Genomic DNA, 11,794 nt, shown 5'->3' with positions numbered 1-11,794 from the left:
CAGCGTGCTGGCACTCACGCCGATCTCACGCGCCAGCTCGTCGGGCGTGGCGCTGTGCGGTGGCCGCAACCTGCCCACCGCTCTGTCTTTGAATGCTTGTCCGTATCGTGCCAACTGGCTTCTCGCTCTTCGCCCCCGGGGTGAAACACACGGCAGCGGGCCGGCGCCTGAAGGCACCTGCAAGGCTGTGCATTTGTGGACGATGCGCTGCGCGCACCGGCCCGCTTGCCGTGGACAACGCTTCGCGTTGCCCACCACGCAGACCTTCGACCACAACTACACAGCCTCCTACTACCTTCATGAACTCCGAACACCGGAGTCCTATCGAGGCGACAACTATTCTGACGCGGGGGGAGGCGTGCGCCGCCGCACCCTGGGTGCGCTGCTGGGCGCCGCCGCCCTCACGCTGGGCCTGGCCCTGGGCGCGACCCCGTCGGCCGTGCAGGCAGCGGAAATCCGCGTCGTCACCTCCGGCGGTTTCTCGGCCGCCTACGACCAGCTCGTGCCGCTCTACGAGCAGGCTACGGGCCACAAGGTCACCGCGGCGCGCGGCGCCTCCATCGGCAACGCGCCGGACTCGATCCCCAGCCGCATGGCGCGGGGCGAGCAGTTCGACATCGTGATCCTGGCCGACTCGGCGCTGGACAAGCTGATCGAGCAGGGCAAGGTGCAGGCGGGCAGCCGCGTGGACCTCGCCCGCTCCATGATCGGCATGAGCGTGCGCAAGGGCACGCCCCGCCCGGACATCAGCACCGTGGATGCCCTTCGGCAGACCTGCTGAACGCCAGGTCGATCGCCTACTCGGCCAGCGCCAGCGGCACCTACCTGTCCACCGAGCTGTTCCAGCGCCTGGGCGTGGCCGAGCAGATCAAGGACAAGGCCAAGAAGATCTACAGCGAGCGCGTCGGCGCGGTCGTGCTGCGCGGCGATGCCGAGATCGGCTTCCAGCAGGTGAGCGAGCTGCTGCCCTTCAAGGAGCTGGATTTCGTGGGCCCGCTGCCGGACGAAGTGCAGCAGCGCGTGTTCTTCTCGGCCGGCGTGGCGACCGGCTCGCCGGAGCCCGAAGCCGCGCGCCACCTGATCCGCTTCCTGGCGGCACCCGCGGCCGCGGCCATCGTGCGCAGCACCGGCATGGAGCCCGCTGCGGCCCGCTGATCGCGCCGCCGGTTTTTTCGGAGCCCACGCCCGAGAGCGCTCCGGGCCGACGGGAGACGCGCGCATCCTGCGCCGGCTACATCTTGTAGTTCAGCGAGACATAGACCGCCCGCCCCGGCCCGGGCGCGAACATGGGCTGGGTGCTGCCGGCCGGCCAGAAGAAGATATCGTCCCAGGCGTAGACGGACTTCCTGCCGGCCAGGTTCTTGACCTGCAGGTCCAGGCTCACGGCGCGGGTCAGCTCATAGCGCACGTTGGCATCGAACAGCACGAAGGCGCCGTACTTGCCCTTGGCGTTCAGGCTGTCGATGTAGTAGCTGCCCTGCGCCCTGCCCTGCAGCCCCAGCCGCAGCTCGGGCGTGGCGCGGTATTCCACCCCCACGTTCGAGATGTGGCGCGGCGTGGAGAACACTTCCTTGCCCGCCAGCGACGCGCCATCGGCCGTGAAGGCGCTCACCACCTTGGCCTCCTGCAGGGAATGCGAGGCCCACAGCTGCCAGCGGCCGCCCACCTTGGTCGATGCCTGCACATCCAGCCCTCGGCGGCGGGTCTGCCCCAGGCCCACGGTGGTGCCGGTGGCAGGCATGTTGGCGACTTCATCGGTCGCGTCCTGCTGCCAGACGGCGGCGCGCATCTCGGTGCCCGGGCCGGGGGTGAACTTCACGCCCAGCTCCTTGCCGGTGTTCATCGAAGGCGCGAAGCGCGGCTGCGTCGGCGAGGTGATGTAGGCCGGCGCGCGCGAGCCGGTCAGGATCTGGAAGGTACGGCCCCAGTTGGCATACACGCTCACGGTGTCCGTGGCGCCATAGACCAGGCTGAACTTGGGCTGGTGGATCCAGCCATAGTCCTGCAGCGAGCCCTGCGCGCCGGTGTTCGGCACCGTGTGGCCCGTGAAGCGGTCGGCGCGGATGCCGGGCACCAGCTTGAGCCGGTCGGTGGCCTGCACGACGGCCTGCACGTAGGCGCCCACGTTGTTCAGCGTGTAGCGGTCGTTGTTGGACACCGCGCCGGGCACGTCGAAATTCGTCGGCACCGCATACGGATAACGGTAGCGCTCGTAGGTGTTGCGCTGGCGCTCCACGTTGATGCCGCCATCGACGGACAGCGACTTGCTCGCGCGCCAGGTCAGGGTGCTCAGCAATCCGTGCTGGGTCTCGTCCCAGCGGCGCAGTTGCCGCGGTCCGTTGAAAAGGCTGGCGGCCTGGCTGTCGGTGAAGGTGATGCGCCGGTCGTCCTCGTAGCGGTTCAGGTAGAGCTTGTTGCTCAGGAACAGGCGGGGATCGATCTGCCAGTCCAGATGGGCGCTCAGGTGGCGCATGTCGCGGTCGTCGCCGTCATTGGCATTCTTGGCGGGCGACTGGTTGCGGTCCCGGGCCAGTTGCTCCGCCGTCAGGAAGCCGGGCTCCTCGGCCTGGTGGGAATAGAGACGCGCCACGATGCCGCCCTTGAGCGCGCCGCCCTCCGAGGTCAGGAACCACTTGCCGCCCAGAGAATACTTGTCGGAATGGGCATGCGGGCGATAGCCGTTGGACTCCTGCTTCGCCAGGAAGTAGTTCTGCGCGAAGCCGCCCGATTCGCGGCCCAGCGCCAGTTGCGCCTCGCGCGTCGCACCGCTGCCGTAGGTCAGGCGGCCCTCGGTGTAGTCGCCGCCCTGGCGCGTGCCGAAGTTGATGTTGCCGCCGATGTTGTGCAGGCCATAGCGCGGGTCGTTGGTGCCGCGCACCACCTCGATGTAGTCGATCTCCAGCGGGAAGATCATGTCGATGAAGCGCTGGTTGCCGCTGTTCACGTTGCTGGGAATGCCATCGATCAGCACCTTGATGCCGTTGATGTAGCCCTCGCCGTTGAAGGCACGGAACGTGGCCTTGCCCGACTCGGCTCCCATGCGGGTTTCGGTGAGCTGGATGCCTGGGAGCTGGCCGACCAGCTCCCAGCTGGTGCCGACGTTCTGGTTCTCGATCTTGTCGGCGCCCAGGATATCGACAGACGTCAGCAGGGTATTGGGCACGAGGGGGCCGCTGGTGCCCGTGCGCACCGACACCTCGCCCAGGGTGGACACGGAATCGGCGGCCGTCTGGGCGGCGGCGGGCAGGCACAGGAAGGGGGATGCCACCGCGAGGGGCAGCACTCTGGGGGAAAACAACACGGAATCTCTCCACGGACGCGAAGTCCGCACGAACAAAGCCACGGCGTCGCCACACAGGCGAAGCCAGGCGCACGCAGCCGTTCCATGGGGGCCATGGAGGCGCGCGGCCAGCGATCAGATCGACGCGGAGAGCGGGGGAGGAGCGCGGGATGCGGCCAGCAGCCAGGCGACGCGCGGCAGCGGCGCAGCGGTCCGCGCCGGCGGCAGCCGCGGGGCGCCGGAGACGGGCCCCGGCACGGATGGCGGCAACGGCGCCGCGAGGGATACGCAGGTGCCGGCGAAATGCGCGCAGATGGCGCAATCGTCGGCGTCGGCCCCGCCGCGCAGGGGCTGCCGCTGCACGTCGCCGGCGTCGCCCGCCGCGTCCGCCTGGACCACCGCGGGCGCCATGGCGTGCAGGTGCGCATGGTGATGGAGCGCTGGCAGGAGGTCGTGGCTGAAGGCCGCCCACAGGGCGCACCACAACCAGAAGACGGACCAGCGCCTGAGCATCCGGGAATTCTACCGGCCGGCCCGGTGCGCCGCAGGCTGCGCAGCCGTCAGTCGGGCTTGATCTGCGCCCGCGCGATGACTTTCTTCCAGCGCTCCTGTTCGGCCGCGATGAACTGCGCGAACTGCGCCGGCGTGCCGCCGATCGCCTCGGCCGCATCGCCGGACAGCCTGCGCTGCGACTCGGGTGCCTTGACGGCCTTCATGGTCTCCGCGGCGAGCTTGTCGATATGGTCCTGCGACATGCCGGCGGGCGCGAGCATGCCGTACCACTGGGTCATCTCGAAACCCGGGAAGCCCTGCTCGGCCACGGTGGGCACGTCCGGCAACTGCGGCAGGCGCTGCGCCGACCCGGTTGCGATGCAGCGGACCTTGCCGGACTTGATGAAGGGAATGATGGCGGCGGCGCCGATGGCGGAAGCGTCCACGCGGCCCGAGAGCAGGTCTGTCAGCATCGGGCCGGTACCCTTGTAGGGCACGTGCAGCATGAAAACCTCGGAGGTCATCTTGAGGTACTCGAACGCCAGGTGCCCGGCGCTCCCGTTGCCCGCGGAGCCGTAGCTCAGCTTGCCGGGACTGCGCTTGGCATGGGCGATGAACTCGCGCAGGTTCTTCGCCGGCACATCCGGATGCACCACATAGAGGCTGGGCACCTTGGCCAGCAGGCTCACGGGCTTGAAATCCTTCGGCGACCAGGGCAGCCTGTCGAAGATGTACGGGTTGACGGCCAGCGTGCCGATGTGCCCCAGGATGACGGTGTGCTGGTCGTCCGCGCGCGCCACTTCGGACATGGCGATGTTGCCGGCGGCACCCGGCTTGTTGTCCACATACACGTTCTGGCCCAGCGTCTTGGACAACTCCGCCGCGGTGGAGCGCGCGACGATCTCGGAACTGCCGCCCGGCGCGAACGGCACCACGAACCGCACGGACTTCGACGGCCACGCTGCCTGCGCCCCCGCGAGGCCGGGCCACAGGCCCAGGCCGCCGGCTGCGGCCCCGGCGACCAGCAATTGCCGGCGCCCGGCCACGAAGGGGCGGGACTCCGCCTTGGAATGGAAGGAGGTCATGGGAAATCCTGCGCGTTGTCGAAAGCGCCGATCATGCCGCCGCCACGCGCGGGCGGCACCGCCCCGCCGCCCCCTGTTTACCCTGATGGACGCCCACGCAAGGCAGGCGCCACCGGCCACCGTCCGGAGGGTCAGACCCCCGGCTCCGCCACGGGTACGGCCACCGCCCGTCGCTGTTTGCGCTGCCGGAAGAAGGCCACCACCTGCCATAGGATGAATGCACCTATCAGGCTGAGCAGCGTGCCGCTGATCGGCCGCGACATGAACACGCCGAAGCTTCCGCGCGACAGCAGCATGGCACGGCGGAAATTCTCCTCCAGCATGGGCCCCAGGATGAAGCCCAGCATCAGCGGCGACGGGTCCAGCTCCAGCCGCATGAACAGGTAACCCAGCACGCCGAACACGACGGTGATGTAGATGTCGTCCAGGTTGTTGTTGATGCTGAACGTGCCGATGCAGCAGAAGAAAAGGATCGCCGGGAACAGCACGTTGTACGGGATCTTGAACACCGACAGCCAGTAGCGCACCAGCGGCACGTTCAGGATCAACAGGAAGCAGTTGCCGATCCACATGCTTGCCACCAGGCCCCAGAACAGCTCGGGGTGGCCGGCGATCATGTTGGGACCGGGCTGGATGCCCTTGATGATGAAGGCGGCCATCATCAGCGCCATCACGGCGTTCTCGGGAATGCCGATGCTCATCAGCGGGATGAAGCTGGTGCGCGCGGCGGCCTCGTCCGCGGCGGCCTGTCCGGCCACGCCCTCGATGGAGCCATTGCCGATCTCGTGCTTGTACTTGCTGACCTTCTTGTCCAGGGCGTAGGCGGCGAACTGCGCGATCACCGGGCCGCCGCCGGGCAGGATGCCGAGGGCCGAACCCACCACGCTGCCGCGCAGCGCGCTCGGAATGATGCGCTTGAACTCGGCCCAAGTCGGGATCAGCTTGATCTTGCCGTTGAAAGGGGAGCGCTCCTCGCGCGCATCGAGGTTCTTGGTGATCTCGGCGATACCGAAGCAGCCCAGCGCGATGCTCACGATGCCCACGCCATCGGCCAGGAACGGCAGGCCCAGGGTGAAGCGCTCCGCGCCGCTGTTCACGTCGGTGCCCACCGATCCCAGCAGCACGCCCACCAGGCACATGGCCAGGCCGTTGAGCAGGCTGCCCGTGGTCACGAAGCTGACGCACACGAAGCCCACGAGCATCAGCGCGCAGTAGTCGGGCGGCCCGAAAAGGAACGCCACTTCACCCAGGCTGGGGGCCAGGAACGCGAGCACCACGATGGCCACGGTACCGCCGATGAAGCTCGACACCCCGGCGGTGAACAGCGCCAACCCGGTCTTGCCCTTGAGCGTGAGCTGGTAGCCGTCGATGCACGCCACGATGCTGCTGGCGTGCGGTATCTTCATCGTGATGGCGCTCACGCTGTCGCCGTACTGCGCTCCGTAGTAGATGCCGGCCAGCATGATGAGCGCGCCGGTGGTGTCGATCGAGTAGGTCAGCGGCAGCAGCAGGCTGATGGTGGCCAGCGGGCCCAGGCCGGGCAGCAGCCCCACCAGGGTGCCCACCGTGCAGCCCAGGGCGCAGAACATCAGGTTCTGTACCGTCAGTGCGTGGCCGAAGCCGAACGCGAGGTTGTGCAGGACGTCCATGCCGGTGCTCCCTTCGGATCAGTACAGCGGCAGGCTCAGGCCCAGCAGCTTCTGGAACGCGAAGGCCACGGCGATCAGCACCGCCGCGATCTTCACGTTGCGCACCACCGAGTACGACGTGCCGGCGAACCCGGAACAGAACACCAGGAAGACAATGCCCGCGATCATGTTCACGAAGTGGGAGATGAGCGCGAAACCGCACAGGCTCGTCAGGATGATGGCGATGTTGCGCGGGTTGAAGTTCAGCGGCACGGGTGCCACCAGCCGCGCACGCAGCACCGTGATACCGCCGATCACGAACAGCATGCAGCTGACGATGAACGGGAACAGGCCCGGCCCCGCGTGGCTGAGCGAGCCCAGCGAGTAATGCACCGACGGCAGGCCGAAGGCCAGCGCCAGCGCCATGAGGACGAAGCCCCGGACGAGATTGCGGTTGTTCATGATCGAAACGGTCTCCTGTGTGGTTCCGCCGCGCCACTCCTTCCACGCGGCGGCACCGGTGGCTGGGGTATGCTGGCCATGGCACTATTGCCACCCAACCTGATCGCCGGCTGACCCTGCCCGTGCGTATTTCCACGTAGCCCTGCCCTGTTTCCGCGATGCGCATCCTCCTGGTGGAAGACGATCCCGTCCTGAGCCGCACCATGGCGCAGGGACTCGAACGCGCAGGCCACCGGGTCGAACTCGCCCAGAACGTGGAAGATGCCCGGCACTGGTGGGCCGTGCAGCCCTTCGATGCCGTGCTGCTGGACATCAACCTGCCCCATGGCCCGCAGGCGCGCAGCGGCCTGGGCAACGGCCTGGCCGCGCTGCGCAGCGCGCGCGCGCGGGGGGACCGCACGCCGGTGCTCGTGCTCAGCGCCCGCGACAGCACCGAAGAACGCATCGCCGGCCTGGACGCGGGCGCCGACGACTATCTGGGCAAGCCGTACGAGCTCAAGGAAGTGGAAGCCCGCCTGCGCGCGCTGGCGCGCCGTACCACCGGCTCCGGCGACCTCGTCACCGTCGGCCGGCTGCAGCTGGACCGGCAGGCGCGGCGCTGCAGCGTGGACGCACAGGCGCTGGAGCTGCCGGCGCGCGAGTTCGAACTGCTCTGGGAACTGATGACGCCGCCAGGGCGCGTGCTGAGCAAGAGCGATCTGTCGCAGCGCCTTTCCGATGGGGGCGAGGCGCTGGGCGACAACGCGCTGGAATCCTTCGTCTCGCGCCTGCGCCGCAAGCTGGCCGGCAGCGGCGCGGTCATCCGCACGCTGCGGGGCCTGGGCTACACCCTCGAGGAAGATGCCTCCTGACGCGCGCACCGCCGGCAAACCGGCGCTGCGCCAGCGCATCGGCCGCCACGTGCTGCTGTCGCTGCTGCTCATCTGGGGCCTGGGCAGCGCCGTCGTGCTCGTGGTCGGCGGCCACTTCGTGGCCGAAGCCTTCGACCGCGCGCTGCTCGATGATGCCCATGCCCTGGCGGTGCACGTGCGCGGCGGTGCGCAAGGCCCCCTGCACCTGGACCTGACCCCCGCGAAGCGGAACTGCTGCGCTTCGACCAGCATGAATCCGTGCGCTTCGCGGTGTGGGGCGACGACGGGCGCTTCGTGGGCGGCGACGAGAACCTTCCCGCGAGCCGCCTGCCCGGCGGCACCAGCGGAGGCATCCGCGGTGGAGACCACCGCTACGGCTTCTCCGACATCGTGCTGGACGGCCGCGAACTGCGGCGCGCCACGCTGCACGTCGCAGGCCCGCCGGCCTATACCGTGGTGATGGCCCAGACCACGTCGCAGCGCACCCAATTGCTGGGCCGGCTGCTGCTGTTCTCGGTGCTGGCGCAGCTGTGGCTGCTCGTGGCGCTGGGTTCGTGGCTGCTGCGCGGCATCGAGCGCGACCTGCGGCCGCTGGCCGATCTGCAGGACGCCATGGCACAGCGCGATGCGGCCGACCTGCGCCCCCTGCCGGGCACACTGACCGCGCAGGCGCGCACCAGTGACGTACAGCGCCTGGGGGAGGCCCTGGACGGCCTGCTGGCGCGCGCGCGCCTGGGCCTGCAGGCGCAGCGCGAATTCGCCGGCAACGTGGCCCACGAACTGCGCACGCCACTGGCCGGCATCCGGGCGCAGGCCGCCAACGCACTGGCCCAGGACGACCCCGCCGTCTGGCGCAGCGAACTGCAGGGCATCGCCGACGCCGAACAGCGCGCCAGCCGCACCGTGAACCAGTTGCTCGCGCTGGCACGCGCCGCCGAAGGCGAGATCGCCCTGCCCCTGCAGACCGTGGCGCTGCAAGCCCTGGTGCGCAAGGTGCTGCTGCGCTACCTGCCGCGCGCCGACGAACTCGGCGTGGACCTGGGCGCCGAGGGCCTGGACCAGCCCGTGGCCGTGCGCGGCGAGGCCGGGCTGATCGAAGGCATCCTGAACAACCTGCTGGACAACGCCCTGCGCTACGGCCGCGGCCAGCCGCCGCGCATCACCGTCACGCTGGAACATTCGCCCCCCTGGGCCGTGCTGCGCGTGGCCGACAACGGCCCGGGCATGGATGCCGGCCTCGGCCTGCACCATCCCCGGCGCTGGACGCAGGGCGAGCAAGGCCAGCGCCTCGGCCAGGGCGCCGGGCTGGGCCTCGCGATCGTGGCGCGCTATGCCGAACTGATGAAAGGCCGCGTGCAGATGCAACCGACACCCGGCGGAGGCCTGACCGCCTGCATCCACCTGCCCATCGAAGCGCGCGAAGAAGCGAAGTGACTAGGCTGCGCGCTCGATGGCTGCGATCAGCAACTCGGCGAAACGGTCGCTGGCCTCCTGCGAGCGATGGACAAAATCGGGCTGGAGATCCTGCTCTCCCCGGTAGTCGGCATCCCAGCCCGCATGCTCGATGCCCTCGCGCTGCGCGATATCGTGCATCACGGCGTTGAGCGCTTCCCAGTTGGCGATCCATTCCGCCGGAAAACGGTCGGCGGGCATGCGCGCCAATCCCGTGAAGACCGGCCTGGCCCCGGCCGCGCGCACCACGCTCACGGCCTTGTCGAGATCCGCGCGATAAGTATCGGCAGGCACCATGCCGAAAGCGTCGTTGGCTCCCAGGGCGATCACGATGATCCTGGCCGTGTGCGGCTCGGAGGGAAACGTCTGGATGGCGGTCTCCATGCGCAGCCCATTGGCCGTGCGGTCATCCAGTTTCCACCGCGGCCGGGCGGCCTGGATGCGCTGCACCGGTGTGATCGGGACGCCATAGCCGTGCAGCAGGCTGTCCCCATCGAGCTCGACCGTCAGCGGACAGCGATAACCGAACAGGCGGCACAGTATCTTGTCCAGAGAATCCATGCAGTTCCTCGAAGGGAATGGAGAGTTGCCAAGCCAAAGCCAGAAAATACTTTCAGCATACCCCGGCTTTGCGGAAGCGTAAAAAAAACCGCCACACGCTGGAGTTCCAGTGTGTGGCGGTGCCTTTGTGTGGTGGAGCTGGCGGGAATTGAACCCGCGTCCGCAAGCCTTCTTCGGGCAGATCTACATGTTTAGCGGTCTGTTTTGGATCTCACCTTCCAAGCCGCGCAGCCGCACGCTGCAAGGAAGGCCAGCACCCTTGGATCTCGCCCCATGCCAAGGTACCCGGCAGGAGGCCAGCTGACGTGAATAACCTTGCAGCCGGGAGGCCTTGCGGCCCCCTTGCCCAGCCCGTCAGCGTGCTGTTGCAAGGCTCACCGGTGTTTAAGCGGCGAGTGCGAAACGTTCGTCGTTTGCAGTTAGTTTGTCGAATGCAGATTTACGAGCGCCACTCAAGCTCGACATGCACCACACCGATTCCGAACCCACGTCGAAACCAGGGCAGCCCCAGACCCTCCATTTTAGGCTCCCGGAAGCCATTGCAAGAGGTCGAGGGGAAATTTAATCGAGCAGTGCGCTCCCCAGAGCGCCGGCTCCTTGTGGTTGCCGAGGTAGCCGTACAGCGCGGCGACCGTGCCCATGCCGGCAGCGTTCCCCGCGACGATGTCGCGCTCGTCGTCGCCGACGTAGATGCACTCTCCGGGCGCGACGCCCAGCCGGGCGGCGGCTTCCAGCAGCGGCGCGGGATGGGGCTTGGCATGGGGCGTGGTGTCCCCGCTGACCAGCGCGCCGGACGTGCGGAACATGGGGATCGCCTCCGTCAAAGGCACGGAAAAGCGCGCAGCCTTGTTGGTGACCACGCCCCACGGCACGCGCGCCCGGGCCAGCCGCTCCACGAGTGCCTCCACGCCGTCGAACACGGTCGTGCGGTCATGGATGCAGGCCTCGTAGTTGGCGAAGAACTCTTCCCGCAGCGCCGGGAAATCGGGGTGGTCGGGTGCCATGCCGAGCGCCACGGCGAGCATGCCGCGCGCACCCGCGCCCGCCATGGGCCGGTACTCTGCCAGGGGCAGGGACGGCAGGCCACGGTCCGTCCGGATCTTGTCGGCAGCCGCGGCGAGATCCGGCGCGCTGTCCACCAGCGTGCCGTCGAGGTCGAACAGCACCGCGCTCACACGCGAGGGAAAGGGAGGCATGTCCGCCATCACGCCTCCGCCCGGCGGCAGGCCATGAGGTAATTCACACTGGTATCCCCGCTCAATGCATAACGGCGCGTGAGGGGGTTGTATTCCATGCCGCGGGTCTGCAGGACATCGAGCCGTGCGGAGCGGCAGGCCGTGGCCAGTTCACTGGGTTTGATCAGCTTCGCATATTCGTGTGTTCCACGTGGCAGCATGCCCAGCACATATTCAGCGCCCACGATGGCCAGGAGAAACGCCTTCGCATTGCGGTTGATGGTCGAGAAAAACACCCACCCGCCAGGCTTGACCAGCCGCGCGCATGCCTGCACCACGGACGCCGGATCAGGAACGTGCTCCAGCATCTCCATGCAGGTCACGGTGTCGAACGATGCGGGCGATTCTTCCGCCAGCGCCTCGACGCTGACCTCGCGGTACTGGATATCGGGCGTGCCGGCCTCCAGGGCATGGAGCTGGGCCACCTTCAGCGACTTGGTGGCGAGATCGATGCCCGTCACCGTCGCGCCCTTGCGGGCCATGGCGTCGGCCAGGATGCCGCCGCCGCAGCCGACGTCCAGCACCCGCCGTCCCTGCAGTGGGGCCAGGCCATCGATCCAGCCCAGCCGCAGCGGATTGATCTCGTGCAGGGGCCGGAATTCGCTTTCGAGATCCCACCAGCGGTGGGCCAGTTCGGAGAATTTGGCCAGTTCGGCCGGATCGACATTGGCAGTGGAGGAGCTCATTGGCAAATTGTGCCCGCAATTGCCGCGGGCATAAAAAAAGCCCCGGAGACCGGGGCTTTCAG

10 protein-coding genes, 1 other RNA gene and 2 pseudogenes are annotated in these 11,794 nt (G+C 68.2%); 4 read left to right on the top strand and 9 right to left on the bottom strand.

The genetic code is table 11. The features are described 5' to 3' along the window. The first annotated feature begins 385 nt into the window (after positions 1–385). Positions 386–1,155, top strand: a pseudogene (locus BLR99_RS16745) (substrate-binding domain-containing protein). Positions 1,156–1,231: 76 nt separating this feature from the next. On the opposite strand, the gene BLR99_RS16740 reads toward BLR99_RS16745, so the two are convergent. The 5 genes from BLR99_RS16740 to BLR99_RS16720 all read right to left on the bottom strand — a co-directional run bounded on the left by BLR99_RS16740 (position 1,232) and on the right by BLR99_RS16720 (position 6,947). Beyond that, positions 1,232–3,301: a TonB-dependent receptor gene (locus tag BLR99_RS16740; protein ID WP_116212353.1), complete on the bottom strand. Its 2,070-nt coding sequence runs from the start codon at positions 3,299–3,301 to the stop codon at positions 1,232–1,234. Between the two features lie 114 nt (positions 3,302–3,415). Further along, positions 3,416–3,793 (bottom strand): hypothetical protein, encoded by a 378-nt coding sequence (locus BLR99_RS16735; protein WP_011796335.1) that lies wholly within the window; start codon positions 3,791–3,793, stop codon positions 3,416–3,418. A gap of 47 nt (positions 3,794–3,840) precedes the next feature. Beyond that, positions 3,841–4,857, bottom strand: a complete 1,017-nt coding sequence (locus BLR99_RS16730; protein WP_011796336.1) for a Bug family tripartite tricarboxylate transporter substrate binding protein — start codon at positions 4,855–4,857, stop codon at positions 3,841–3,843. Positions 4,858–4,988: 131 nt separating this feature from the next. After that, positions 4,989–6,506, bottom strand: coding sequence for a tripartite tricarboxylate transporter permease (locus tag BLR99_RS16725; protein WP_011796337.1), 1,518 nt, complete (start codon positions 6,504–6,506; stop codon positions 4,989–4,991). A gap of 18 nt (positions 6,507–6,524) precedes the next feature. After that, positions 6,525–6,947, bottom strand: coding sequence for a tripartite tricarboxylate transporter TctB family protein (locus BLR99_RS16720; RefSeq protein WP_011796338.1), 423 nt, complete (start codon positions 6,945–6,947; stop codon positions 6,525–6,527). A gap of 158 nt (positions 6,948–7,105) precedes the next feature. Here BLR99_RS16720 and BLR99_RS16715 point away from each other — a divergent pair, with 158 nt between their 5' ends. The 3 genes and pseudogenes from BLR99_RS16715 to BLR99_RS16710 all read left to right on the top strand — a co-directional run bounded on the left by BLR99_RS16715 (position 7,106) and on the right by BLR99_RS16710 (position 9,232). Next, complete coding sequence (locus BLR99_RS16715; protein ID WP_011796339.1) at positions 7,106–7,798, top strand: response regulator transcription factor; 693 nt, start codon at positions 7,106–7,108, stop codon at positions 7,796–7,798. Then, positions 7,788–8,239 (top strand): annotated as a pseudogene (locus BLR99_RS23790) (sensor histidine kinase N-terminal domain-containing protein); the annotation flags it as partial. The gene BLR99_RS16715 and the pseudogene BLR99_RS23790, both read left to right, overlap by 11 nt. 18 nt (positions 8,240–8,257) lie before the next feature. Next, on the top strand, positions 8,258–9,232 hold the full coding sequence (locus tag BLR99_RS16710; protein WP_353611337.1) for a sensor histidine kinase: 975 nt from the start codon (positions 8,258–8,260) through the stop codon (positions 9,230–9,232). Here the strand turns inward: BLR99_RS16710 and BLR99_RS16705 are convergent, their stop codons facing one another. From BLR99_RS16705 to ubiG, 4 genes are all read right to left on the bottom strand, one after another. Next, on the bottom strand, positions 9,233–9,811 hold the full coding sequence (locus tag BLR99_RS16705; RefSeq protein ID WP_011796341.1) for an SGNH/GDSL hydrolase family protein: 579 nt from the start codon (positions 9,809–9,811) through the stop codon (positions 9,233–9,235). A 130-nt stretch (positions 9,812–9,941) separates the two neighbouring features. Beyond that, positions 9,942–10,320, bottom strand: a transfer-messenger RNA (tmRNA) gene (gene ssrA / locus BLR99_RS16700). A gap of 12 nt (positions 10,321–10,332) precedes the next feature. Next, entirely contained in the window at positions 10,333–11,016 is a 684-nt protein-coding gene (gph, locus tag BLR99_RS16695; protein ID WP_011796342.1) for a phosphoglycolate phosphatase, read from the bottom strand. After that, positions 11,016–11,732 (bottom strand): bifunctional 2-polyprenyl-6-hydroxyphenol methylase/3-demethylubiquinol 3-O-methyltransferase UbiG, encoded by a 717-nt coding sequence (ubiG, locus tag BLR99_RS16690; protein WP_011796343.1) that lies wholly within the window; start codon positions 11,730–11,732, stop codon positions 11,016–11,018. Before ubiG ends, gph begins: the two co-directional genes overlap by 1 nt. Positions 11,733–11,794: the final 62 nt, after the last annotated feature.

Source organism: Paracidovorax citrulli (assembly GCF_900100305.1).
Lineage (GTDB): Bacteria > Pseudomonadota > Gammaproteobacteria > Burkholderiales > Burkholderiaceae_C > Paracidovorax > Paracidovorax citrulli.
Note: the sequence above shows the minus strand (reverse complement) of the source record. Positions and strands in the feature narration are given on the sequence as shown.